The 25,030-nt window shown below is 74.0% G+C and carries 16 protein-coding genes, 1 tRNA gene and 4 pseudogenes; 9 read left to right on the forward strand and 12 right to left on the reverse strand.

Features of this window, described 5'->3' with window-relative positions:
- Window positions 1-138 precede the first annotated feature (138 nt).
- Window positions 139-621, forward strand: a complete 483-nt coding sequence (locus Q3Y56_RS12325; RefSeq protein ID WP_304461988.1) for an SsgA family sporulation/cell division regulator — start codon at window positions 139-141, stop codon at window positions 619-621.
- Window positions 622-741: 120 nt separating this feature from the next.
- On the opposite strand, the gene Q3Y56_RS12330 is transcribed toward Q3Y56_RS12325, so the two are convergent.
- Complete coding sequence (locus Q3Y56_RS12330; RefSeq protein WP_304461989.1) at window positions 742-2,109, reverse strand: FAD-binding oxidoreductase; 1,368 nt, start codon at window positions 2,107-2,109, stop codon at window positions 742-744.
- Window positions 2,110-2,227: 118 nt separating this feature from the next.
- Window positions 2,228-3,370: a 4-hydroxyphenylpyruvate dioxygenase gene (gene hppD, locus Q3Y56_RS12335; protein ID WP_304461990.1), complete on the reverse strand. Its 1,143-nt coding sequence runs from the start codon at window positions 3,368-3,370 to the stop codon at window positions 2,228-2,230.
- A 135-nt stretch (window positions 3,371-3,505) separates the two neighbouring features.
- Here hppD and Q3Y56_RS12340 point away from each other — a divergent pair, with 135 nt between their 5' ends.
- The 3 genes and pseudogenes from Q3Y56_RS12340 (at window position 3,506) to Q3Y56_RS12350 (ending at window position 4,890) form a co-directional block, all read left to right on the forward strand.
- On the forward strand, window positions 3,506-3,973 hold the full coding sequence (locus Q3Y56_RS12340) for an Lrp/AsnC family transcriptional regulator (protein WP_304461991.1): 468 nt from the start codon (window positions 3,506-3,508) through the stop codon (window positions 3,971-3,973).
- 68 nt (window positions 3,974-4,041) lie between these two features.
- Window positions 4,042-4,661: pseudogene (locus Q3Y56_RS12345) on the forward strand (winged helix-turn-helix domain-containing protein).
- A gap of 1 nt (window position 4,662) precedes the next feature.
- Entirely contained in the window at window positions 4,663-4,890 is a 228-nt protein-coding gene (locus Q3Y56_RS12350; protein ID WP_304461992.1) for a hypothetical protein, read from the forward strand.
- 19 nt (window positions 4,891-4,909) lie between these two features.
- Here Q3Y56_RS12350 and Q3Y56_RS12355 read toward each other — a convergent pair whose 3' ends face one another.
- From Q3Y56_RS12355 to Q3Y56_RS12375, 5 genes and pseudogenes are all read right to left on the reverse strand, one after another.
- Window positions 4,910-5,698, reverse strand: coding sequence for a PDZ domain-containing protein (locus tag Q3Y56_RS12355; protein ID WP_304461993.1), 789 nt, complete (start codon window positions 5,696-5,698; stop codon window positions 4,910-4,912).
- Window positions 5,699-5,822: 124 nt separating this feature from the next.
- Window positions 5,823-6,464, reverse strand: a complete 642-nt coding sequence (locus Q3Y56_RS12360; RefSeq protein WP_304461994.1) for an IclR family transcriptional regulator — start codon at window positions 6,462-6,464, stop codon at window positions 5,823-5,825.
- Between the two features lie 441 nt (window positions 6,465-6,905).
- Window positions 6,906-8,701, reverse strand: a pseudogene (locus tag Q3Y56_RS12365) (DEAD/DEAH box helicase).
- A 144-nt stretch (window positions 8,702-8,845) separates the two neighbouring features.
- Complete coding sequence (locus Q3Y56_RS12370; protein WP_304461995.1) at window positions 8,846-9,046, reverse strand: hypothetical protein; 201 nt, start codon at window positions 9,044-9,046, stop codon at window positions 8,846-8,848.
- Between the two features lie 125 nt (window positions 9,047-9,171).
- Window positions 9,172-10,206 (reverse strand): CdaR family transcriptional regulator, encoded by a 1,035-nt coding sequence (locus Q3Y56_RS12375; protein WP_304461996.1) that lies wholly within the window; start codon window positions 10,204-10,206, stop codon window positions 9,172-9,174.
- A gap of 117 nt (window positions 10,207-10,323) precedes the next feature.
- Between Q3Y56_RS12375 and Q3Y56_RS12380 the strand changes: the two genes are divergently transcribed.
- Window positions 10,324-11,223: an alpha/beta hydrolase gene (locus Q3Y56_RS12380; protein WP_304461997.1), complete on the forward strand. Its 900-nt coding sequence runs from the start codon at window positions 10,324-10,326 to the stop codon at window positions 11,221-11,223.
- Window positions 11,224-11,378: 155 nt separating this feature from the next.
- Here the strand turns inward: Q3Y56_RS12380 and Q3Y56_RS12385 are convergent, their stop codons facing one another.
- From Q3Y56_RS12385 to Q3Y56_RS12395, 3 genes are all read right to left on the reverse strand, one after another.
- Window positions 11,379-12,410 (reverse strand): YeiH family protein, encoded by a 1,032-nt coding sequence (locus tag Q3Y56_RS12385; protein ID WP_304465573.1) that lies wholly within the window; start codon window positions 12,408-12,410, stop codon window positions 11,379-11,381.
- Between the two features lie 344 nt (window positions 12,411-12,754).
- On the reverse strand, window positions 12,755-13,327 hold the full coding sequence (locus Q3Y56_RS12390; RefSeq protein ID WP_304461998.1) for a cysteine dioxygenase family protein: 573 nt from the start codon (window positions 13,325-13,327) through the stop codon (window positions 12,755-12,757).
- Between the two features lie 124 nt (window positions 13,328-13,451).
- Window positions 13,452-14,357 (reverse strand): LysR family transcriptional regulator, encoded by a 906-nt coding sequence (locus Q3Y56_RS12395; protein WP_304465574.1) that lies wholly within the window; start codon window positions 14,355-14,357, stop codon window positions 13,452-13,454.
- A 181-nt stretch (window positions 14,358-14,538) separates the two neighbouring features.
- On the opposite strand from Q3Y56_RS12395, the gene Q3Y56_RS12400 reads away from it, so the two are divergent.
- The 3 genes and pseudogenes from Q3Y56_RS12400 (at window position 14,539) to Q3Y56_RS12410 (ending at window position 18,914) form a co-directional block, all read left to right on the forward strand.
- A tRNA-Cys gene (locus Q3Y56_RS12400) sits at window positions 14,539-14,613 on the forward strand.
- Between the two features lie 234 nt (window positions 14,614-14,847).
- Window positions 14,848-17,748, forward strand: a pseudogene (locus Q3Y56_RS12405) (amino acid adenylation domain-containing protein); the annotation flags it as partial.
- 170 nt (window positions 17,749-17,918) lie between these two features.
- The gene (locus tag Q3Y56_RS12410) at window positions 17,919-18,914 is read left to right on the forward strand and encodes a thioesterase domain-containing protein (RefSeq protein ID WP_304461999.1); all 996 of its coding nucleotides are present in this window, start codon (window positions 17,919-17,921) and stop codon (window positions 18,912-18,914) included.
- Between the two features lie 31 nt (window positions 18,915-18,945).
- Here Q3Y56_RS12410 and Q3Y56_RS12415 read toward each other — a convergent pair whose 3' ends face one another.
- Together Q3Y56_RS12415 and Q3Y56_RS12420 are read right to left on the reverse strand one after the other, a co-directional pair.
- The gene (locus Q3Y56_RS12415; RefSeq protein WP_304462000.1) at window positions 18,946-21,282 is read right to left on the reverse strand and encodes a xanthine dehydrogenase family protein molybdopterin-binding subunit; all 2,337 of its coding nucleotides are present in this window, start codon (window positions 21,280-21,282) and stop codon (window positions 18,946-18,948) included.
- Window positions 21,279-22,172: pseudogene (locus Q3Y56_RS12420) on the reverse strand ((2Fe-2S)-binding protein); the annotation flags it as partial. The pseudogene Q3Y56_RS12420 and the gene Q3Y56_RS12415, both read right to left, overlap by 4 nt.
- 1,679 nt (window positions 22,173-23,851) lie before the next feature.
- Here Q3Y56_RS12420 and Q3Y56_RS12425 point away from each other — a divergent pair.
- A complete protein-coding gene (locus Q3Y56_RS12425) occupies window positions 23,852-24,892 on the forward strand; it encodes a hypothetical protein (RefSeq protein WP_304462001.1) in 1,041 nt (346 codons plus the stop codon).
- Window positions 24,893-25,030 lie beyond the last annotated feature (138 nt).

Here is a 25,030-nt window from a genome sequence, read left to right on the forward strand (position 1 = left end):
GAAAGTCGCGTAATGAGACCGGGGAAGTGCGCTCTCTCCGGGTGCGGGCCCGCGGACCGGGGGTCAACCGGGGGCTCCGCGACGCGAGAAGCAGGGCAGGGCAGGGCAGAGCTGAGCAGAGCGAAAGAGGGCGCACTGATGAGGACCGTGGTGGAGCGAGAGCTGGAGATGAACCTGGTGCTGTCGCCGGAGCGCAGCATCCCCGTGCCGGCCAGGCTGGCCTACCTGGCGCACGACCCGTACGCCGTGCACATCACCTTCCACGTCGGCTCGGACGTGCCGGTGCACTGGACCTTCGCCCGCGAGCTGCTGGTGGAGGGGGTGTTCCGGGCGACCGGCGAGGGGGACGTCCGGGTCTGGCCGACGCGGCTGGGCGGGCGCGGCATCGTGGTGATGGCGCTGAGTTCGCCGGATGGTGACGCGCTGCTGGAGGCGCCGGCGTCGACGGTCTCGGCGTGGCTGGAGCGCACGCTGCGGGCGGTGCCCCCGGGTTCCGAGGGCGAGCGGCTCGACGTGGACGAGGCGCTGACCGCGCTGCTGTCGCCGACGCCGGGGGACGATGTGTGGCTGCGCCGCCCGTGGCCGTCGGACGGGTCGCCGTCCGCGGAGGGCGGGGCGTGAGGCGGTGCGACGAGGGGCGCGGGGGGTGACCCGCGGGCGTACGGGTCACCGTCCGCGTCAAACAGGACATCACCCACATCAGACGGGCCACCACCCGCGTCAGACGAGGCATCACCCGCGTCAGAACAGCTTGCCCGGATTCAGCAGACCGAGCGGGTCGAAGACCTGCTTGATGCCGCGCTGCAACTCCACTCCGACCGGGCCGAGTTCGCGGGCGAGCCACTCCTTCTTGAGGACGCCGACGCCGTGTTCGCCGGTGATGGTGCCGCCCAGCCCGAGGCCGAGCGCCATGATCTCGTCGAAGGACGCGCGGGCGCGGCGGGTCTCGTCGGGGTCGGCCGCGTCGAAGCAGACCGTCGGATGGGTGTTGCCGTCCCCGGCGTGCGCCACGACCCCGATGGTGAGGTCGTACTTACGGGCGATGGCGGCGGTGCCGTCGATCATCTCGGCGAGCCGGGAGCGCGGCACACACACGTCGTCGATCATCGTCGTGGACTTCACGGCCTCCAGCGCGGTGAGCGTGGCCCGCCGCGCCTGGAGCAGCAGGTCGGACTCGGCGGCGTCCTCGGCGGGGACGACCTCGGTGGCGCCCGCGGCCGTGCACAGTTCGCCGAGGGCGGCGAGGTCGGCGGCGGGGTCGGGGGTGTCAAAGGCGGCCAGCAGCAGCGCCTCGGTGGTCTCCGGCAGCCCCATGTGCGTCATGTCGTTGACGGCGCGCACGCAGGTGCGGTCCATGAGCTCCAGCAGCGCCGGGGTGTGTCCGCGCTCCATGATCCGGCATACGGCGTCGCAGGCGGCGGCGGTCGAGGGGAACTCGGCGGCGAGCACGAGCTGCTCCGGCGGGGCGGGCCGCAGGGCGAGAACGGCGCGGACGATGACGCCAAGGCTGCCCTCGGAGCCGACGAACAGCCGGGTGAGGTCGTAGCCCGCGACGCCCTTGGCGGTGCGGCGGCCGGTGGTCAGCAGGCGGCCGTCGGCGAGGACGACGTCGAGGCCGAGCACGTACTCGGCGGTGACCCCGTACTTCACGCAGCACAGGCCGCCCGAGGCGGTGCCGATGTTGCCGCCGATGGTGCACTGCTCCCAGCTGGAGGGGTCCGGGGGGTAGTACAGGCCCCGCTCCATGACGGCACGGGAGAGCACGGCGTTGACGACGCCGGGTTCGACGACCGCGATCCGGTCGACGGGGTTGATCTCCAGGATGCGGTCCATCTTGACCAGGGAGAGCACGATGCAGCCGTCGGAGGCGTTGGCGGCTCCCGACAGGCCGGTCCTGGCGCCCTGCGGGACGACGGGCACGCGCAGCGCGGTCGCGGTGCGCATGACGTGCTGCACGTGTTCGACGGTGCGCGGCAGTACGACGACGGCGGGCGCGCCCGCCGCGCAGAAGCCGGCCATGTCGTTGGCGTAACTGCCCGTGATGTCGGGATCGGTCAGCACGGCCTCTTCGGGGAGGCCCTTGCGCAGCAGGTCGGCCAGGTCCGTCATGGCTCCAGACTCGCACCCGCGGGGGGTCGGCGAAAGATCACCGCCCCGAACGGCGCACAGGGATGAGCCGTGCGCCGTTCGGGGCGGATCGGGTCGGGAACGGGAAGGTTCCCGGGGGTTACAGGTTTCCGCGCTTCTCCTGCTCGCGCTCGATCGCCTCGAACAGCGCCTTGAAGTTGCCCTTGCCGAAGCCGAGCGAGCCGTGCCGCTCGATCATCTCGAAGAAGACCGTCGGCCGGTCCTGCACCGGCTTGGTGAAGATCTGGAGCAGGTAGCCGTCCTCGTCGCGGTCGGCGAGGATCTTCAGCTCGCGCAGCTCGTCCAGTGGGACGCGGGTCTCGCCGACCCACTCGCCGAGGGTGTCGTAGTACGAGTCGGGGACGTCCAGGAACTGGACGCCGGCGGCCCGCATGGCGCGGACGGTCGCCACGATGTCGTTGGTGTTCAGCGCGATGTGCTGGACGCCGGGGCCGCCGTAGAACTCCAGGTACTCGTCGATCTGCGACTTCTTCTTGGCGATGGCCGGCTCGTTGAGCGGGAACTTCACCTTCCGCGTGCCGTCCGCGACGACCTTGGACATGAGCGCGGAGTACTCGGTGGCGATGTCGTCGCCGACGAACTCCTTCATGTTCGTGAAGCCCATGACCTTGTTGTAGAAGGCCACCCACTCGTCCATCTTGCCGAGCTCGACGTTGCCGACGCAGTGGTCGATGGCCTGGAAGCGGCGCGGGCCCGGCTCCACGATCGGGTCGGCGGCGACGAACCCCGGCAGGTACGGGCCGTCGTAGCCGGAGCGCTCGACCAGGGTGTGCCGGGTCTGGCCGTACGTGGCGAGGGCGGCGAGGACGACGGTGCCGTGCTCGTCCTTGACCTCGTGCGGCTCCTCCAGCCCGGTGGCGCCGTGCTCGACCGCGTACGCGTACGCGGCGCGGACGTCCGGCACCTCGATGGCCAGGTCCACCACGCCGTCGCCGTGGTCGGCCACATGCTGGGCGAGGAAGCGGCCACGCTCGGTGGTGGCCTTGATGACGGAGGTGAGCACGAAGCGGGCGGCGCCCGACTCCAGGACGTAGGACGCCGTCTCGCGGCTGCCGTTCTCCGGTCCGGAGTACGCGACGAGCTTCATGCCGAAGGCCGTGGCGTAGTAGTGCGCGGCCTGCTTGGCGTTGCCGACGGCGAAGACGACCGCGTCCATCCCCTTCACCGGGAAGGGGTCGGCCTGCCGAGCGGTGTGCGGGGTGTGATCGATGGTCTCAGTCATGGCCGCAGGTTCCCTCCGATCCACAAGGTGCGCAATAGTTGTGGTTTTCGTTAGGCATTCTGTACATGGTTACCGGCGTTTCACCGGCCTCTCTGTACATGATGACCATCACCAACGACAGCGGAGGGTAAAGCCGTGGGGATCGATTCTCTGGACGCACGCCTGATCACCCTGCTCGCGGAGGAGCCCCGGATAGGCGTCCTGGAGGCATCGCGGCGACTCGGCGTCGCGCGCGGGACGGCACAGGCGCGGCTGGACCGGCTCCAGGCCAACGGGGTGATCCGCGGCTTCGGGCCGGACGTGGACCCGGCGGCGCTGGGGTATCCGGTCATGGCGTTCGCGACGCTGGAGATCAAGCAGGGCCAGGGCGGCGACGTACGGGCCCATCTGGCGACCGTCCCCGAGGTGCTGGAACTGCACACCACGACCGGCCACGGCGACATGCTCTGCCGCCTGGTCGCCCGCTCGAACGCGGATCTGCAGCGGGTGATCGACCGGGTGGTGGGCTTCGAGGGAATCGTCCGGGCCTCGACGGCGATCATGATGGAGAACCCGGTGCCGCTGCGGATCATTCCGCTGGTGCAGCAGGCGGCGGACGACTGAGTCCAAAGCAAAGATTCCATTGCAAAGAACCTGTTGCAACGGAGTCTTTGCATGCGTACGGTGGAACCGTGCCCGAGAACCCGGCGACACCGCCGCCCCATGACGTCCGCGCTCTCGACCCGCGCTCCCTGCGCGCGCTCGCCCACCCGCTGCGTATCCGCCTACTGGGGCCCTGCGGGAGTACGGCCCGGCCACCGCGTCCCAACTGGCCCAGCGACTGGATGAGTCCAGCGGCGCCACCAGCTACCACCTGCGGCAGCTGGCCGCGTACGACTTCGTCGTGGAGGACCCCGACCGGGGCACGGCACGCGAGCGCTGGTGGAAGGCCGCCCAGCAGGGCACCAGCACCGACGCCGCACAGTTCGCGCGCCACCCCGACCCGGAGGTGCGCGGGGCGCTGAGTGCCTTCCTGCACGAAGTCGCCGTCATCCACGCCCAGGAGCTGTCCACCGCGCTCGGCACGATGCACGAGTGGTCGCGCGAGTGGCAGAAGGTCTGGGACATCAGCGACGTCTCGCTGCGGCTGACGCCGGAGCTCACCGGAGAGCTGGCCGACGAGCTGCACGCCGTCATCGAGCGCTATCGCGCCCGTACGGATGTGGACGAGATGCGGGCGGAGCCGGTCCGGGTCCATCTGCACGCGTTCCCGCGCCCCACACACCCCGACGAACCGTCCGACGGAGGCTGAGATGCACAGCGACATACACCTGCGGCTGCACCACCTGCGAGCGGAGCAGCTCCACCAGGAGGCCCGCGCCGTACGCTCCGTACGTGCCGCCGCCGGAACGCGTCCGCGGCCGGTTCGCCCTCCGCACCCGCCCGGGCTGCTGCGCCGGCGGGTGGGCTGGGGACTGGTGGAGCTGGGGCTGCGGCTGGTCACCCCGCGACCGGGCGTACCGGGTCAGTTGGGGGCCTAGCAGCCGCACCCTCTGGGGACTAGCAGCTGGGGACGTTCTTGCCCGAGGCCAGGGCCCGGAGCGAGGAGACCGCGTCGTTCAGCTTGGTGACCGGGATCAGCTGGAGCCCCTTCGGCAGGCCCTCCTCCGCCTCCGAGCACTCCCCCTTGGGCACCAGGAAGACGGTCGCGCCGTCGCGCTTCGCGGCCAGCGTCTTGAGCGGGACGCCGCCCACCCGGCCGACCGTGCCGTCGGGCTCGATGGTGCCGGTGCCGGCGATGACCCGGCCGCCGGTCAGGTCGCCGCCGCGGCCGTCCCCGTCCAGCTTGTCGATGATCCCGAGCGAGAACAGCAGCCCGGCGCTCGGGCCGCCCACGTCCGCGAGCCGCAGCGAGACGTCGATGTCCTCGTCCGACCGGCGCAGATAGCGCAGGGCGGCGCGGGTCGCGTCGTCCTGCGACTCCTTCATCTCCTCGACGTTGTGCTTCTCGATCTCCTCGGTCGTGTCGCCGACCGGGTAGACGGCCTCGCGGGGCATGACCGCCCGGTCGGTGTCGAACCAGCCGTCGATCACGTCGCCGAGCCGTACGGTGGCGTCCGGGCCGGTCGCCACGATCGTGGTCATCCGCAGCTGGCCGCTGGTCTTGCGGGTTGCGGCACCGGAGATGGTGATCACCGGCCTGCCCTTGTCGGCGCCGAGGACGTTCACCGTGCTGCCGGGCTGGGCGACCGCGAACGGCAGGGGCACGAAGGCGGCGACCGCGAGCAGGGACGCGACGAGGACGGCGCAGATCGCGAGGGTCCGGGCACGGCGGGAGACTGCGGGCATGGGGCGACCTTAGTTCAACCGGGCGCGGCGCCGGACTTCGGTCCTCGGTTGCCAGGCAGGCGAGGGCTCGCCGCGGTCCGGTCCGGGCGGTCGGCGGCACGGGCCCGGGACAGGCCCGGTCCCCTCAGCGGAGGGCGTCGGCGACCTCTCGGGCCGCGTCCACCACGCGCGGGCCGACCCGCTCCGGTACCGCGTCCGCCAGCATGACCACGCCCACGCTGCCCTCTATGCCGGTCACCCCGACCAGCGGGGCGGCCGCGCCGCTCGCGCCCGCCTCCAGTTCGCCGTGGGTCAGCGCGTAGCCGGGGTCGTCGACGCCGCCCGTCCGCGCGGCGAGGATCGCCCGGCCCGCCGCGCCCCGGTCCAGCGGATGCCGGAACCCGGCCCGGTAGGCCACGTGGTAGTCGGTCCAGGTCGGCTCGACGACCGCGACCGCCAGAGCCTCGGTGCCGTCGACCAGGGTGAGGTGCGCGGTGGCGCCGATGTCCTCGGCGAGGGCGCGCAGCGCGGGCAGCGCGGCCTCCCGTACGAGGGGATGCACCTGGCGGCCCAGCTGCAGGACCCCGAGCCCGACGCGGGCGCGGCCGCCTATGTCGCGGCGTACGAGCGCGTGTTGCTCCAGGGTGGCCAGCAGGCGGTAGACCACGGTCCGGTTGACGCCGAGCTTGGTGGACAGCTCGGTCACGGTCAGTCCGTGGTCGGTGTCGGCCAGCAGCTTAAGGACGCGCAGGCCCCGGTCGAGCGTCTGGGAGGTCTCCGCGGTCACGACGCCCCCTCTCCGTGTGAGGGCGGCTCCACCGCGATGCTCCATCGGTCCCGGCGACGGCGCGCGGAAGAGGCCGCCGGTCGCGGGCACGCACCGGCTGCGCTCCGCGGCGGCGCTGCCACGGGGCGTGTGCGTAGCGGAAAAGTAGCGAGCGAGTCCGCTCAGCGGAAGAGTCCGTCCAGAATCCGAGCGGAGTTGGCACCCTGTGCCAGGCGGAGGCGCCGGTTCTACGGGGGATTGCGGCGCATCGTCCCGCCGTGGGGATGACGGGCATGACAGCTTGGTGAAAAGCGCCGAAGGGGGTTGCGGGCCGCGGCCGCACCGTGCCGGGCGATCGCACCGCGCGTGGGGACACCCCTGGGGGCGCCTCTGGGGCACCCCCGGACAGGGTCTGGGTGAGGCCTCGCTGGGGAAGGGGTTCGGGGGAGGTAGTCGGCGGAGTCACCGCATCCGCGTCGCCCACTCCCGCACCTTCTTGATCCGCTCCCGGATCTGCCCGGCCGTCGCCTCCGCGCTCGGCGGTCCGCCGCACACCCGCCGCAGCTCGGTGTGGATCACGCCGTGCGGCTTGCCGCTCTGGTGGACGTACGCCCCACCAGGCTGTTGAGTTCCTTGCGCAGCTCCAGCAGCTCCTTGTGGGTGACCACCGGCCGCCGCTCCGCCGGGAGTTCGAGCAGGTCGGCCTCGGTGTCCGGCTTCTTGCGGCTGTGCGCGATCTGCCGGGCCTGCCGCTTCTGGAGCAGCAGCTGCACCTGGTCGGGTTCGAGCAGGCCGGGGATGCCGAGGTAGTCCTGCTCCTCCTCGCTGCCCGGGTGGGCCTGCATGCCGAACTCGGCGCCGTCGAAGAGCACCCGGTCGAAGACGGCGTCGGACTGCAGCGCCTCGAAGGGCAGCATGTCCTGCTCGCCGGTGTCCTCGTCCTGCTGCTTGTTCGCCTCGTCCATCTCCTTCTCGGACTCGGCGTACGGGTCCTCCTCCTCGCCGTCCTTCTTCGGCTTGTCCAGGACGTGGTCGCGCTCGACCTCCATCTCGTTGGCGAAGCCGAGCAGCATGGGGATGGTCGGGAGGAAGACGGACGCGGTCTCGCCGCGCCGCCTGGACCGTACGAAGCGGCCGACGGCCTGCGCGAAGAACAGCGGGGTGGAGATGGTGGTGGCGTAGACCCCGACCGCCAGCCGCGGCACGTCCACGCCTTCCGACACCATGCGGACCGCGACCATCCAGCGGTCGTCGTTGTGGCTGAAGTCCTCGATGCGCTGGGAGGCGCCGGAGTCGTCGGACAGCACGACGGTCGCCTTGGTGCCGGTGATCTCGCGGATCAGCTTGGCGTACGCGCGGGCGGAGTCCTGGTCGGTGGCGATGACGAGAGCGCCCGCGTCGGGGATGGCCTTGCGCACCTCGGTGAGCCGCTGGTCGGCGGCGCGCAGCACGTTCGGCATCCAGTCGCCACGCGGGTCGAGCGCGGTGCGCCACGCCTGGGAGACCGCGTCCTTGGTCATCGGCTCGCCGAGCCGGGCCTCCAGCTCGTCGCCCGCCTTGGTGCGCCAGCGCATGTTGCCGCTGTAGGAGAGGAAGATCACCGGGCGGACGACGCCGTCGCCGAGGGCGTTGCCGTATCCGTAGGTGTAGTCGGCGGCCGACCGCCGGATGCCGTCGTTGCCCTCCTCGTAGGTGACGAAGGGGATCGGGTTGGTGTCGGAGCGGAACGGGGTACCGGTGAGCGCCAGCCGCCGGGTCGCCGGCTCGAACGCCTCCAGGCACGCCTCGCCCCACGACTTGGAGTCGCCGGCGTGGTGGATCTCGTCGAGGATGACGAGCGTCTTGCGCTGCTCGCAGCGGTTGCGGTGCAGCATGGGGCGGACGCCGACGCCCGCGTAGGTCACGGCGACCCCGTGGTACTCGCGCCCCAGCGGGCCGGCGCTGTACTCCGGGTCCAGCTTGATCCCGACCCTGGCCGCCGCCTCCGCCCACTGCTTCTTCAGGTGCTCGGTGGGCGCGACGACGGTCACCTGCTGCACGACGTGGTGGTGCAGCAGCCAGGAGGCGAGCGTCAGCGCGAAGGTGGTCTTACCGGCGCCGGGCGTCGCGACGGCGAGGAAGTCGCGCGGCTGCTCCTGGATGTACTTCTCCATCGCGCCCTGCTGCCAGGCACGCAGCTTGCTGGCGGTGCCCCAAGGGGCGCGGCCGGGGAAGGCGGGAGAGAGGTGGTGGCTGGAGGGGGAGGCGGTAGTAGTCACGGTCTCCGTCGGGCGGTCGGCTGGCGGGATCGGCAACCGCGTCAGCCTACCGGGGCCGGTGGGGGCGCCTTGGGGAACGGGGTGGGTCCCCCGAGGGTGGGATTCAACTCACACCGGGCCGTACGGCGTATCGCCCCGTGGTCCTTAGGCAAGCCGCCGCGACAGTTCCCGGCTCTGCTCGGCCACACGCTCGGCGATGGAGTCGAAGACGGCCTGCCGCTCGTCCGCGACGCGCTCCAGCACGATGCGGCGCCCGGCCTCGGCCGGGGAGCACGCCCACATATCGGCCAGGTTGCGCAGGGCGGCGGCCTCGTCGTCGGTGAGACGAAGCGTGATCTCGGGCACGGAGCGGACTCTAGGGCACGTCGGCGGAGCTGCGGGCTTCTTCCGACCTGCCCCTTCCCGTCTGCGTCCAAGGACGCCGCTCAGCCTGGCCAGGGCCACAGCTTCAAGAGACGGCTTCCACCGCATCAGTCGTCGAGCAGCCGCCATGCGGTGAGGGCGAGCTGGGCGCGCATCAGTCCGGTGGGTTCGGTGAGGTCGGTGCCCAGGGTCTTCGCGATCTGTTCGAGTCGGCGGGCGACGCTGCTGTGGTGCAGGTGGAGGAGGTCGGCGGCCCGGCGTAGGGAGCCGGTGGCGCAGTAGGCGTCCAGGGTCGCCAGGTCTTCCGGGTTGCCTGCGATGCGGGCGATCGCGGCCACGTCGGTGTTGTCGCGCGCGGTGTCCTGGGGTACCTGTGCGAGCAGCGCCAGCGCCCCCAGGTCGTCGTGGTGGAGCACCGGTCGGCGTGGGGTGGTGAAGCGGAGGGCGGTGCGGGCTTCGCGCCAGGACCGGTCGGGGCTTTCCGCGGAGCCGATGCCCGCGCGTACGCCTGCCGGAAACCGGGTCCGGTCCACGGTGGTGGCCAGGATGACGCCCACGTCGGCGAGTGGCGCCGCCTTCACCGGGCGGGCCGGGCAGAGCAGGCCGCCGACCCGGTCGAGCGGAAGCCGCGACCGTACGGCGACGACGTGGACCGGCAGGTCGGCGGCGAAACCCAGCAGCCGCAAGGCCCGTGCCCGGGCCGCCTCGTCGCTGTCGGTGCTGATCGCCAGTTCGACGAGGGCGGGGTCGGCCATGGTGGTGCGGGCCGGGCCGTACCGCTCGGCGACGGCCGCGGCGGCGATGGCGAGCCGGTCGAGGAGCGCTTCGTCGAGGGGATTCGGCGGGCCGGGGCGTTCCAGCCACACCGTGCCGATCTCCTCCTCGTCGAGGGTGATCGGCATCGTCGTGGACGGGGGCGACGGCGGCGCGGACTTCTCCCTGCCGTCGGGCGAGACGCGGATCGTCCGCCCCGTGCCGTGGAGCCGGATCCCGGCCACGCACTCGGCCAGGCACGCCGAGGCCCGGGCGAGCGCCGGGAGATCCACCCGCCGGCGCATCAGCGTGTCGTAGAACATGACGACGCGGATCGCGCCTTCGGCTTGGGAATCCAGGTGCGACAGCCGTACGGCCAGGGCCTCCATGGCAGGAGGATAGGGCCTCCATGGCAGGAGGACGGGCGCCGTTCGGTGCGTGATCCGGGCGCGAGCTCCGACAGTTGGCGGATGATCCCGGGGCGGCCGACCGTGAGGATGGTCTCCATGGATCCCGAACTCGAAGCGTTCATCCCCCTGTTCCCCCGCGCCAACCTGACCGACCCCGCCGCCGACCGCAAGAGCTTCGCCGAGTTGGCCGCCGCGGTGCCGCCACCGGACACCACGGGCATGGAGGTCGAGGACCGCACCGTGCCCGCCGACCCGGAGGTGCCGGTACGGATCTACCGCCCGCACCAGGCGCGGGGCGGCGCCATCGTCTGGCTGCACGGCGGCGGATTCGTCATGGGCGATGTGGACACCGAGCACCCGTGGGCCACCCGGATCGCGGACGCCTCGAACACGGTGGTGATCTCCGTGGGCTACCGCCTTGCCCCCGAGCACCCGTTTCCGGCCGCCCTCGACGACGCCTACGCCGTACTGACCTGGACGGCCGAGCACGCGGCCGAACTCGGCATCGACCCGCAGCGGATCGCGGTCGCAGGGCACAGTGCGGGCGGCGGGCTCGCGGCCGCGGTGGCGTTGCGGGCGCGTGACCAGCAGGGGCCACCGATCCGCTTCCAGTTGCTCAACCAGCCCGGTCTCGACGACCGGCAGGAGACGTGGTCGGCGCGGAACTTCACCGACACGCCCTGGATGAACCGCGACAAGATCACCGCATCGTGGCGGCACTACCTGGGCTCCCGGCCCGCCACGCCGTACGCCGCCCCGGCGCGGGCCACCGACCTGTCCGGCCTGCCACCCGCCCACATCGCCACCGCGGAACTCTGCCCGAACCGCGACGAGAACATCGACTACGCGCAGCGCCTGCTGCAGGCGGGCGTGTCGGTCGAGTTGCACCAGTGGCCCGGCACCTTCCACGGCTCGCAGGCGATCCTGTCCGCCGAGGTCTCACAACGGCAGCTCGCCGAACTCGGCGCCGTGCTGCACCGCGCCCTGGCCGAGTGAGGTGGCCACCGCTGCCGTGAAACGCGCGGGGCCCGGCCACGTGGGCCGGGTCCCGTCCCCTCATACGAGATCCTCCCCAGAGCGGCCTCCCCCGGACTCCTCCCCCCAGCGCGGCCGCTGGGCGGTGCCCCCAGGAAATGCCCCCCGGCGGAGCGTCAGGTGGTGAGCAGTACGCCGCCGTAGCTCACCCCGGCGACCACCACCCACGCGCACAGCCCCAGCGCGGCCACGCGCCCGCCGGTACGCGCCAGCGAGGGCAGGTGCACCGCGCTGCCCAGCCCGAACAGGGCCGCGGCGAGCAGCAGTTCCTGTGCCGTTCCGGCCGCGTCGAGCGCACCGGAGGTCAGGACGTCCGTACTGCGCACGGCGACCGCCGCCAGGAAGCCGACGACGAACAGCGGTACGAGCGGGGGGCGGCGGGCCGCGCCGTGCGCCTGCGCACCGGCTGCCTCCGCGCCGCCGGACGCGGTGTCGCCCTTGCCGGCTGCCCCCGCGCCGCCGGATGCGGTGTCGCGGGCCGCCGCTCGGCGGGCCCGTACCGAGAGCGCGACCGCGGCCACCAGCGGCGCCAGCAGCGCCACCCGCATGAGCTTGACCAGCACCGCGTCGCTCAGCGCGCCCTCGCCCGCGGTCTGCGCGGTCGCCACGACCTGGCCCACGTCGTGCACGCTCGCCCCGGCCCAGCGGCCGAACTGCCCGTCGTCCAACCCCAGCGGATGCTGGAGCAGCGGCAGTACGGCGATGGCGAGGGTGCCGCACAGCGTCACCAGCGCGACCGACGTGGCCACGTCCCGCTCCTCGCTGTCCCGTACCTCGCTGACCGCGCCGATCGCGGACGCGCCGCAGATCGCGTAACCGGTGGCGATCAGCACCGGCTGGTCGCCGCGCAGCCCCATCCGGCGGCCGAGCCACCAGGTGCCGCAGAAGGTGGCCGCGACGACGCCGAACACCATCGCCACGGTCGCCCAGCCGAGTCCGAGCACGTCGTCCAGGCTGAGCTTGAGGCCGAGCAGGACGATGCCGAGCCGCATCAGCCGCTTGCCCGCGAGGGAGAGGCCCGGGCGGCCCGTTCCGCGGATCAGGCCGCGGGCGCCGGGCAGGTGCGCGGCGGTGATGCCGAGGACGACGGCCACGGTGAGCATCGGCACGCCGGGCACCAGCCGGTGGACGCCCCACGCGGCGGCCACGCCGAGGACGGCGAAGCCGAGCCCGGGGAGCGGACCCGCGGCCTTCCCGCGCGCCGGCGCGCCGCCCGACGCCGCCGCCTTGCCGGGTGCGGCGTCGCCGGGCGGCGGCCCGACCGTGCCCGGTGCCGCCTCGCCGGACGGCAGCCCGGCCGTGCCCGATGCCGCCTCGCCGGGTGGCCGACCAGCCGTCCCCGATGCCCCGTCGCCGGGCGGCCGACCGGCCGTCCCCGATGCCGCCTCGCCCGGTGGCGCGGCCTCCGCCGGGTCCGCCTCGGCGCGCGGCGCGGGGGGCTTCCCCAGTGCGGTCCGCCCGTGTGCCGACGTGTCGGGTATGCCCGTGGCCGTCACCGCTCGTCGTCCGGGCACTCGTACACCCGCCGCACGCTGGAGCCCAGCCGCGTGATGTCCGCGCCGTAGATGTGGATCGAGATGGCCTTGCCGTCACAGGCGTTCCACACCCGGTGGATGTCGCCGGGGGGCGCGAACGCGCTCACCGAGCCGCACGGGTTCACCACGTCCCCGGTCGGCTCCAGGCGGGCGCGGCCGCCGTCGGCGACGAGCCGGTAGCGGGTCTCGCTCTCCTGGCCCTCGTGGACTCCGGCCACGCCCCACGAGACGTGGTCGTGGATGGACGTCCGCTGCCCCGGCAGCCAGACCAGCGCGACGATGGAGAAGCTCCCGTCGTGCTCGGCGTGCAGGATGTGCTGCCGGTAGCACTCGGGGTCGCCGACCCGCTGCTCCTCGGTGAGCAGGTCGGGGGCGCAGAGGTGGGGGGCCAGCCGCTCGCCGACCTGATACGCGGTCAGGTCCGGGGGCAGGCCCAGGTCGACGGCCGCGCGCACCTCGGTCACGAGCGCGTCGAGCCGGGCGGTCGTACGGGGGGCTCGGAATGCGGTCGGGGTGGTCGGAGTGGTCATACCGGCAGCGTCCTGCCACCCGATCCATCACGTCCAACGACAGTTTCTTCGCCGAACCCCTACGGTCGCTTATGGATGTGCGCGAATGCGCCCCCGACGGCGTACGGGGCGCGCCCGCCGTACGTCAGCAGCCCATCCGGTTTTCGGCCACTGCCTTGAGCTGCTCCAGCACCAGCGCCGTCGCCGGGATGCGCAGGTGCTCCCGCAGCACGTACGCCGAGACCTGGCGCCGGGAGGCGGGGTCCAGCGCGCGCCCGGTGACCTTGCGGTGGCACAGGAACGACAGCACCAGGCCCGGCATCATGGCCACGCCCAGCCCCTCCGCGACCAGGCTCTGGACGACCAGGTTGTCATCGGTGGTGAAGGCGATGTCCGGCGCGAAGCCCTGCTCCGCGCACTCGTGCAGGAAGTTGGCGCGGCAGCGCAGGCAGCCCGCGATCCAGCGCTCCTCGGCGAGGTCGGCGAGCTTGACGGCGCGCCGCCGGGCGAGCGGGTGCCCGGTCGGCAGCAGCACCGTGAGCTGGTCCTCCAGCAGCGGGATCTCCGCGACCTCCTCGGGCACGTCCTCGTACAGGCCGGGGTAGGTGAAGGCCAGGGTGATGTCGCACTCGCCGCGCACCAGCCGCCCCAGCGACTCCGGCGGCTCGTCCTCCAGCAACTCCACCCGGATCCCCGGATGCCCGGCCGCGAGCCGGCCCAGGGTCTCCGGGACGAGGGTGGCAGTGGCGCTGGGGAATGCGCAGAGCCGGACCCGGCCGGCCCGCAGCCGGGTGATCGCGTTCATCTGCTGCTGCGCGGTGGAGATGCTCTCCAGGATGACCCCGGCGTGCCGGGCCAGCGCCTCGCCCGCCTCGGTGAGCCGCATCGTCCGCCCGACGCGGGTGAACAGCGGGGTGCCCACGGAGCGTTCGAGCGCCTTCATCTGCTGGGTGATGGCGGGCTGGGTGTAGCCGAGCGAGCGGGCGGCCGCCGAGTAGGAACCGGCCTGCACCACCGCGTGGAAGGTCTTGATGTGCCGGGAGTCGAACACCATCGAATCATAAGCAGAATTTGGGGTACCGAAACAGCGGCCCGTGCCCGGCTTCTGGGTGACACCCGCACCATGAACGCCGCGTGTCAGTCCCATGGCGGGCCGCGCGAGGTCATTGCGGGCTCCGGGAGCCCGCCCTAGTGTCGACTTCGAGAGCACGACGATCCGTACGACGGATCCCGGCCGTGTGCCCGAGTGGCTCAGGGGCTCGCCTGCAAAGCGAGTTACGCTGGTTCGATTCCAGTCACGGCCTCCAACAGCATGCGATCCATGGCCTCCAAAGACCATACGGTCATGGAAATGCGATCGATCCGATCGGCAGAAAAGAAATCCGCCGTCCGATGGACGCGGTTCGCCCGACACCGTGAGCGGTCATCTCATTCGATGCAACGACTGGCGCGCCGACACCAGTTGACGCGAGGTGTGAGCGATTCTTCTCCTAGGGTGGTCACCATGTGGCGTTTTGATCCCCCACCCGCTGGGAGAAGACTTGCAGTTTGTTGTCCGGGGTACCCGTCTGCCGCTGTCGACCGGCCAGAGTGAAATCTGGTTCAGCCAGCAAATCGACCCCGAAAGCCCGCTGTTCCGGATCGGCGAGTATCTGGAAATTCACGGTCCGATTGAGCCGCGGATATTCGAGAAGGCACTGCGGCAGGCCGTCGCGGAGGCCGAGCCGTTCCATGCGCGCTTCGGTGCGGACGGCGGTGTGCCCTGGCAGGTCGTCGAGCCCGTACGGGACTGGGCGCTGCCGGTGCTCGACGTCAGCGGCGAGCACGGCGCGGACGGCACCGGCGGCAGGGACGGCACCGACCGCACCGACGGCACCGGCGACGAGGACGGGCCGCGCGCGGCCGCCGAGCGGTGGATGTACGCCGACCTGCGGCGCCCGATGGACCTGGAGCGGGAGCCGCTGTTCAGCTACGCCCTGTTCAAGCTCGGCCCGGAGCGGTTCGCCTGGTACCAGGGCTACCACCACATCGTGACGGACGCGTCGGGCGGCGCCCTGGTCGCCCGGCGGGTGGCCGAGCTGTACAGCGCCGCCGTCGCTGGCCGGTCCTGCCCGCCTGCCGTGTTCGGCCCGCTGGAGCTGCTGCTGCAACGCGACGCGGAATACCGGGAATCGAGGGACTTCACCACCGACCGGGATTACTGGACCGAACACTTCGCCGATTACCCGGAGCCGCCCCGGCTGGCCGGTCAGCCGGGCACGCTATTCACCAGCAGCATTCGGCAGACCGCGTATCTCAGCGAGGCCGAAGCAGTTCAATTACGCGCCGCGTCGCGGCAGTGCGGCACGCACTGGTCCGCCATGATGATGGCCGTCACGGCCGCCTATCTGCACCGCATGACCGGCAAGCCGGATATCGTGCTCAGCCTGCCGGTGGCGGCCCGTACGGACGCCGCGCTGCGCGATGTCCCGGGAATGGCCGCCAATATCCTGCCGCTGCGCGTTCCGGTGCGTCCGGGCACGCGGGTGCGGGAACTCGTGCGGCACGTCTCCAAGGAGGTCCGCGGAGCACTGCGCCACCAGCGCTACCGCCGCATCGACCTGTCCCGGGACCTGCGGCTGGCGGACGGTGGGCGCGGGCTGCTGGGCCCGCACATCAACATCATGTCCTTCGGCTACGACTTCGACTTCGCCGGGCATCCGGTCACCGCGCACAACCTCTCCAACGGGCTGGTCGAGGACCTGTCGATCATGGCGTACGACCGATCCGACGGCACCGGCATCCGGATCGACCACAACGCCAACGCCGACCTGTACAGCGACGCCGAACTCGCCACCCACCAGCGGCGCTACCTGCACCTGCTGCGCGCCTTCACCGGCCCCGCGGGCCCGGACCGCACCGTCGGCGGCATCGACCTGCTCGGCGACGAGGAGCGCGCCCGCGTCCTCGGCGGCTGGCGCGGCGGCCCCGACACCGCGCCGGAGCCGGACGCCACGCTGCCGGACCTGTTCGCCGCGCAGGCGGCCCGCACCCCGGGCGCCGTCGCGGTCGTGGACACCTCCCGCTCGCTCACCTACGCCCAGCTGAACGAGGCCGCCAACCGGCTGGCCCACCGGCTGATCGCGCACGGCGCGGGCCCGGAGCGGTTCGTCGCGCTGGCCTTGCCCCGCAACGCCGACCTCCTCGTCGCCGTCCTCGCCGTCCTCAAGTCCGGCGCCGGATACCTGCCGCTGGACCCCGAGTACCCGCCCGACCGCACGGCGCTGATGCTCACCGAGACCGCGGTGCCGCTCGTCGTCACCACCCGCGCCATCGCCGCGACCCTGCCGGACACCGCCGCCGAGCCGCTGCCGCTGGACGACCCCGACACCGTCCGGGACCTCGCCGCGCGGCCCGCGACCGACCCTGCCGACGCGCAGCGCACCGCCCCGCTGCGGCCCGAGCACCCCGCGTACGTCATCTACACCTCCGGCTCCACCGGCACCCCCAAGGGCGTGGTGAACACCCACCGGAACGTAGGCCGCCTCTTCGCGGGCGCCGCGCGGCAGTTCGGCATCGGCCCGGCCGACACCTTCGCGCTGTTCCACTCGTACACCTTCGACGTCTCCGTCTGGGAGATGTGGGCACCGCTGCTGCACGGCGGCCGGCTCGTCGTCGTCCCCCGCTCCGTCAGCCGCTCCCCCGCCGAGCTGCTGCGGCTGCTGACCGAGCAGCGCGTGACGGTGCTCAACCAGACCCCGTCGGCGCTGGCCAGCCTGCTGGAGGAGTGCGAGCGCGACCCGTCCTCGGCCTCCGGGCTGTGGGTGCGCACCGCGATCCTGGCGGGCGAGGCGGTCTCCACCGCGCTCGTGGACCGCTGGTCGGTCACCGGCCGCGAGCTGATCAACGCCTACGGGCCGACCGAGGCCACCGTGTACGCCACCGTCAGCGGCGGGCTCCGCGCGGGCCGGACCCCGCCGATCGGCCGCCCGGTCGCCGACTCGCTCGTGTACGTGCTGGACAGCGGGCTGCGCCCGGTGCCGCCGGGGACCACCGGTGAGCTGTATCTGGCGGGTCCCGGGCTGGCCCGCGGCTATCTGCGGCGGCCCGGCCTGAGCGCGAGCCGGTTCGTCGCCGACCCGTACGGCCCGCCCGGCAGCCGGATGTACCGCACGGGCGACCTGGTGCGCTGGCGGGCCGACGGGCAACTGGACTTCCTCGGACGGACCGACGACCAGGTCAAGATCCGGGGCTTCCGGGTCGAACCCGGCGAGGTCGAGGCCGTCCTGCTCGGCCACCCCGGCGTCACCCAGGCGGTGGTCGTCGCCCGCGCCGACCACGCCGGGCACCAGACCCTCGTCGCCTACGTCGTCCCCGCGACCGGCAGGGACCACCCGGCGCGAGCCGCGGGACCGCTGGACGCCGGCGAGGTCCGGCGGTGGCTGGGCCAGCGGCTGCCCGACCACATGGTCCCCACCGCCGTCGCCGTCCTCGACGCGCTGCCGCTGACCGGCAGCGGCAAGGTGGACCGGCGCGCGCTGCCCGCCCCCGACCCGGCCTGCGCCGGCACCTCGCGGCCCCGCGCACCCCGCGCGAGAAGGCGCTGTGCGCGCTGTTCGCCGAGGTGCTGGCGGTGCCGTCGGCCGGGGTCGACGACAGCTTCTTCGAGCTGGGCGGACACTCGCTGCTCGCGGCCCAGCTGGTCTCCCGTATCCGCACCGCCCTGGGCGTACCGCTGGAGGTCCGCACGCTGTACTCCGCGCCGACGGTCGCGGGACTGGCGGAGCGGCTGGACCAGGTGTCCGCGCCGCACGCACTGGACACGCTGCTGCCGCTGCGCGCCGAGGGCAGCAGACCGCCGCTGTTCTGCGTCCACCCGGGCGGCGGGCTCGGCTGGCGGTACGCCGGGCTGCTCCCCCACCTGCCCCCGGACCAGCCCGTCCACGCCCTCCAGGCACGCGTGCTCAGCGCGCCCGACGAGGTACTGCCGCACAGCGTGGCGGCGATGGCGGCGGACTACCTCGCCGAGATCCGCGCCGTGCGGCCGAACGGCCCCTACCATCTGCTCGGCTGGTCGCTGGGCGGGCTGGTCGCCCATGCCATGGCCACGCAGCTCCAGCGCGCGGGCGAGGAGGTCGCCTCCCTCACGGTGCTGGACGCCTACCCCGACAACTCCCGTACGTTCGGCCAGATGCCGGAGCTGAGCAAGCGGGAGTGGCTGCGGCTGCTGCTGGACGACACCGTGGGGCACGGCAGCCCGGAGGTGGACGTCCGTGACGCGGACGATCTGGTGGCGGAGCTGAGCCGGGACACCGGGCTGCCGCCGCACCTGCTGGAGGGCGAGGGCAGCTTCCCGCTGCTCGACATCTTCCGCAACGACATCGAGGTGATGCGCAAGCACACCCCGGACCGGTACCGGGGCGACATGCTCCTGTTCACCGCCGAGAACCGGATCCACGGCCACGTCCGGGACCCCGCGCACACGCCCGCCGCCTGGCGGGAGTACGTGGACGGGGAGGTGGCGGTGCACCATGTCCCGGCGCAGCACTTCCACATGCTGCGCACGGAACACGCGGCGCGGATCGGCCCGTTGGTGGCGGCGCGGCTGACCGGGCGCGGTGCCGGGTGACCGCGGGTCCGGGGCGCGAGGCCCCGGGTGATCAGCGGCGGTACTCGGCGCCCACCGCCGCCTGGGGGCGGATCGGCAGGCGGTTGACGGGGCGTCCGGTGGCCGCGCGGACGGCTGCCGCGACGGCCGCCGGGGAGGTCACCACCGGCACCGCGCTGACGGCCTTCGCGCCGAACGGGGCGACGACGTCCCGCTCCTCCACCAGCTTCACGATCCGGATGTCGGGGACGTCGACGGCGGTCGGCAGGGCGTAGCTGGTCAGGTCCGGGTGCCGGACGACCCCGCGCGAGGTGCGCAGGTTCTCGGTGAGCGCCGCGCCGATGCCCTGGGTCACGCCCGCCTCGATCCGGGCGTTGAGCTGGCGCGGGTTGAGCACCCGGCCCACGTCCTGGGCCACCGTCATGTCGACCACCCGGACCAGGCCGAGCTCGATGTCGACGTCCACGACCGCGCGGACCGCGCAGAACGCCATGCCGACGAACGCGTCGCCCTGCCCGGCCTCGTCCAGCGGCTCGGTCGGGTGCGGCCGGCACTGGGCCGTCGCCCACAGCTCCTTGCCCGCGAAGGCCTCGTCCACGGTGGTGCTGAGCACCCCGTCGTACGACGTGATCTTGCCGTCGGCGATGCTCAGCAGCTCGGTGGACATGCCGAACTTGTGGGCCAGCGGCTGGAGCAGCTGGGTGCGGACCATCTTCGCGGCGCGCTCGACCGCGCCGCCCGAGACCCACGTGTGGCGGCCGCGTGCGGCGGGCCCGGCCGGGGGCTGGTCGGTGTCGACGGAGGCGACGTGCACCTCCTCGATGCCGAGGACCTCCTGCACGATCTGCCGGGCGAGGGTGGAGAAGCCCTGGCCGGTCTCCACCGCGGCGCAGATGACGGTGGCCACCGAGCCGCTGACCTTGACTGTGGCGGTGGAGACCTCGTCGGCGCCCTCCGCGCCGAGCATGTGCACCATGCCCAGCGCGTAGCCGACGCCGCGCCGCACCGCGTCCGGGTCGCCCGCGCCCTCGGGGCCGCCGGGCAGCAGCCAGTCCTCGCCCGGTTCGTCCTTGGGCAGGGCGGGCAGCGGCTCGTCCCGTACCGCGCGCAGCAGTTCGGCCACGGGCGCGGGGCAGGTGACGGTCTGTCCGGTGGGCAGCAGGTCGCCGGTGGCCATGGCGTTGCGCATCCGCAGTTCGGCCGGGTCCAGGCCGAGTTTGGCGGCGAGCTTGTCCATCTGGCCCTCGTAGGCGGCGCACACCTGCATCGCGCCCTCGCCGCGCACATGGCCCGACGGCGGGTTGTTGGTGCGTACGGCCCAGCCCTCGATGAACGCGTGCGGGACGACGTACGGGCCGCAGGCGAAGGAGACGGCGGCGGCCAGCGCGTCCGCGGAGGAGTCGGCGTAGGCGCCGGCGTCCAGCAGGATCTGCGCCTCGACCTTGACGAGCTTGCCCTCGGCGTCGGCGTGGTGCCGGTAGCGCAGCAGGGTGGGGTGGCGGTGCGGGTGGGAGAGGAAGGACTCCTCTCGGGTCGCGGCGAGCTTCACGGGGCGGCCGGTCCTGAGCGCGAGCAGCCCCAGCGGCAGCTGCGTCCCGGGGTCCTCGCGGTCGCCCATCGCGCCGGGTACGCCGGTGACGACGACCTTGACCCGGTCCGGCTCCAGCCCGTAGCAGGCGGCGGCCAGGTCGCGGTCGGCGTGCGGGTCGGTGGAGGCGGTGTAGAGCTCCACGCCGCCGTCGGGCCGGGGCACGGCGAGCCCGGCCTCGGCGCCGATGGGCGCCGGGTCCTGGCGCCCGATGCGGTACAGGCCCTCGACGATGACGTCGCCGGTGGCCTCGGGGTCGCCGAAGCTCAGCGGGATGTGCCGGACCAGGTTGCCGTCGGGGTGCAGCGGCTCGGCGGCGAACGCCTGCTCGGGGTCGGTGACCGGCTCCAGCACCTCGTACTCGACGGCGATGGCGGCGGCGGCCAGCCGGGCGGTGTCCGGGTGGTCGGCGGCGACGGCCGCGATCGGCTCGCCGTGGTGCCGGACCAGGTCCTTGGCGAAGACGGGACGGTCGGCGATCCGGCGGCCGTGCGCGGCGTCGCCGGGTACGTCGGCGTGGGTCACCACGGCCCGCACGCCGGGCATCGCGGCGGCCTGGGCGGTGTCGATGGACACGATGCGGGCGTGCGGGTGCGGAGAGCGCAGCACGGCGGCCCACAGCAGCCCCTCGGCCCACAAGTCGGCCGCGTACGGGAAGGTGCCGGACGCCTTGGCCGCGGTGTCCGTGGCGGGCAGGGACACGCCGAGGCCCATCGTGGACGGCGTCGGCGGGGCGGCGGGGGCGCTGGTGGCGGCGGCGATGGCCGTGGCGGCGCCGACGCCATCCGCGATTCCGGTCATGCGATCGACCCTCCCGTGCCGTGGGTGCCGTGGGTGCCGTGGCTGCCGTTGTGGCCGTGGTCGGCGTTGTGGCCGTTGCCGCCGTATGTGCCGCTTCTGCCGTCGTCGCCGTAGGGGCCGCCGAGGCCGAGGTGGCCGCCGTGGGTGTCGTCGCCGCCGAAGCCGCCCTGGCCGCCGTGGGTGTTGTCGGCGCCGGGACCGTGGTGGCCACCGTGGCCGTGGTCGCCGCCGTGGCCGCCATGGCCACCCTGGCCGCCGTACGGGGCCATCTGCTCGTCGTACGGGCCCGACTGCTGCGGGATGCCCGCGGCGGCCGGGTCCGGGGCCGCGGCGGGGTTCGGCGTGTCGGCGTCCGGGCCGGGCTCGGCCGAGGCGGGCCCCGCCTCGGGCTCGGTCGCGGCCTGGGCCGCCGCGTCCCGCTCCGCGATGACGTCACGGACCGCGTCGAGGACGCCCCGGTAGCCGGAGCAGCGGCACAGGTTGCCGCAGATCGCCTTCCGGGTCTCCAACTCGCTCGGGGCGTGGTTGCCTTCGAGCAGGTCGTGCACGGTCATCGCGAGGCCGGGCACGCAGAAGCCGCACTGGACGGCGCCGGACGCGGCCAGCGCGCGCTGGACGTCGGAGGGCTGCCCGTCGGCGGCCGCCAGTCCCTCGACGGTGCGGACCTCGCAGCCCGCGGCGGTGGCGGCGGGCACGAGGCAGGAGGCGACGAGCCGCCCGTCGACCTGCACGGAGCAGGCACCGCACTCACCCTGCGAGCAGCCGTCCTTGGCCCCGGCGAGCCCGAGCCGCTCACGCAGCACGTAGAGCAGCGACTCGCCGATCCAGGCGTCGGTGACGGGCCGGTCGGTGCCGTTGACGGTCAGCACGTAGGAGGCGTGCGGGTGCTCGCTGTGGACGGGCGCGGGTTCGGCGGGGGCGGTGTCCGCGCCGTCGCCGGCGTCGCCCTGCTGGGCGCTCGGGTCCGCGACGGCATCCTGACCGCCGCCGTCGGCCGCGCGGGCGCCGTCCGCGGTGTTCCCCGGCTCGTCCGCGTCCGCGCCGTCGGCGCCGTCGGCGGGAACGCCGGCGTTCGCTGCGGTGTCCTGGCTGACGTCGAGGGCGTCCGCTGAGGGTGTGCCAGTGTCTGCCGCGACGCCTTCGTCGGAGCCGTCGGCCCGACGCGCGCCGCGCGCGGCGGGGGCGGCGGGGGCGGCGGGGGCGGCTTCCCCGGACTCCGTGCGGGAGGGCTGCCCGGAGGCGGCGCCGTCGTCGTACTCGGTCTCGCCGTCGCCCGGGTGGGCACCGGACGCGGTACCAGCGTGCGCCGCTTCCCCAGCCCCCGCCTGGGAGGGAGCCCCGGCGAGGTCCCCGTCCTCGTGCTCGGCCTCACCGTCACCCTGGTGAGCGCCGTCCGCGGGGAACGCCTGCCCGGCAGCACCCGCCGCGCCCCGGCCCCGCGAGCGGCCCGAGCCGCGACCGCCGTCCGCGTAACCGGACCCGCCATCGGTCGCGGCGGCACCGCCCGCGGCAGGCTCGTCCTCGGTCCCGCCCGCGTCAGCCGGGTGGACGCCGTTCTCAGCGGGCACCTGCCCGGACGCGGCCGCGGCACCACGGCCGCGTGGGCCGCGCCCACCGGCAGACCCGCCGGAGCGGGCGCCATCTGCGTGTCCGTAGCCGTCGTCGGCCGCAGCGGCACCGCTCGCCTGAGGCACCTGCCCGGCAGCGTCGGCGGTGGCCGCGCTTCGCGAACCGCGACCGCGCGCGGACCCGCCGGGCGCCGCTCCCCCGGGCCTCGTCCGGGAGGGAGCCCCGGAGGGGGCACCGTCCCCGTACTCCGTCTCGCCGTCGACCGGGGGGGCACCGTCCGCAGGGAACGCCTGCCCGGCGGCATCCGCCGCGTCCCGGCCGCGCGAGCGGCCCGAGCCGCGACCGCGCGCCGGCCCGCCGTCCATGGCGCCCGGATGCGCGGCCGGATGCGCGCCCGGGGCGGCGTGGCCGGTGGCGGCCGCGCCGTCGGGGCCGTCCGTGCCGGGCTCCGTGCGCGCCGGGACGTCGCTGCCGTCCTGTGGTCCGTCGGCGGGCTCGCCGCGCGGGGCGTCCGCGTCCGCGGGGGTGTCCTGGCCGGTGCCCGCACCGGCGCCGCCTGGCGTCGCTCCCCCGGGTGCACGGCGTCGGCGAATCCGTGCACGCCGTCGGCCGGGGTCGCGTGGTCGGTGAGGGCGGTGACGTCCGCGTCGGGGGCGTCACCGTGAGCGCCCGCCGCGTTGGCGGCCCCCGCGTGGGCGGTGGCCGGTCGGCGCGGGCCGGGGACCGTGGGCCGACCCGGGGCCGTGCCATCCGCGGCATACGGGGCCGACGCGCCGGTCGGCGCACCAGCCGCTCCCCGCGCGCCGGGGCGGTCCGGGCGCGCCGTGCCGCCGGTGTGGTCCTGGCCGTCCGTACGGTCCGTGGTCTCCGGTTCGCCCGCTCCGGCGGGCGCGGTGCCGGTGGCGAAGGCGCCGGGGCCCGCCGCCGGGTTCCCCTCCGCCCCGTAACGGGCGTCCGGATAGCCCTCGTCGGCGTAACCCGCGTCGCCCGCGTAGGCGCCGTGCGCCTGGCCGGGGGCGATACGCGGCAGGGCCGCGGTGTGCTGGTCCTCGTACGGGGCGGGGCGGCCGTCCGCCGCGAACCCGCCGTCGTAGCCGTCTCCCTGGCCACCGGCGGGCGCGCCGGTGGTGCCGGGCACGCGGTAGCCGGGCGGCGGGGCGGCCGGGCCGGGGTGCTCGGCGACCACGTATTCGCCGGACTCCTCCGGGCCGTCGTCCCCAGCGGCCGGGATGGACCACTGGCCGGTCTGTGCCGGGCCGCCGCCCGGAGCGGTCCCGAACGGCACCGACCACTGCCCGGTCCGGTGCGGGTCGTGCGCGTCATGTGGATCGCGGGCGTCATGCGGATCGTGCGCGTCGTGGGCATCGTGAGCGGCCCGCGCGTCATGGGCGGCCTGCGCGCCGCGCCGTTCCTGCCCGGCCTTCCGGGACGCGCCGCCGCGCGCGGTGAGCTGGTCGCCCAGCGCGTAACCGGCCGTGCCGCCCTGCGTAGTCCCGTCCGCTGCCGGACCTGTGGCCGCGCCCGTGGCCGGGACGGACCACTGGCCGGTCCCGTCCGTGCCGGGGACGGGCCACTGCCCGGTGGTCGGGGCGCCACCGACCGCGTATTCACCCGTCTCGTCCACGCCGTCGTCGCCGGCTGCCGGGATCGACCACTGCCCCGTCTGTACGGTGCCGCCGTCGGCGGGCATCGGCCACTGCGCGGTCGTGTGCCGCGGTCCGGCGAGGCCGCCGGTCGCGTACTCGCCCGTGTCCGTCCCGTAGTCGACGCCGGTTTCCGTCGCGTACTCGCCGGTGTCCGTCCCGTACTCGCCCGTGTCGTCGGCCGACGCCCGGCCCGCCCCGGGGACGTGCCACGCGCCGGAGGCGGCGTCCGCGGGCATGGTCCAGTGGCCCGTGGCGGCCGGGTCCGCGGTCGGTGCGGACGCCGCCGACGGATCCTGCCCGCCGTACCCCTGGACGTCGCCCTGCCTGCCGTAGGGCTGGCCGGGGAACGGGCCGTGGGCTTGTGCCTGCGCCTGCGCCTGCGCCTGCTGCCATGACACGCCGTGCGCGGGGGTCGCCGACGGCGCCGCGCCGGGGGTCATGGGCGGCGGGGTGTACCCGGTGCCGGGCGCGGCCAGCGGGTCCCAACCGCCGGGACCGGCGGCCGGGTCCATGAGCTCGGGGGGGAGCTGCAC

The organism is Streptomyces sp. XD-27, from assembly GCF_030553055.1.
Lineage (GTDB): Bacteria > Actinomycetota > Actinomycetes > Streptomycetales > Streptomycetaceae > Streptomyces.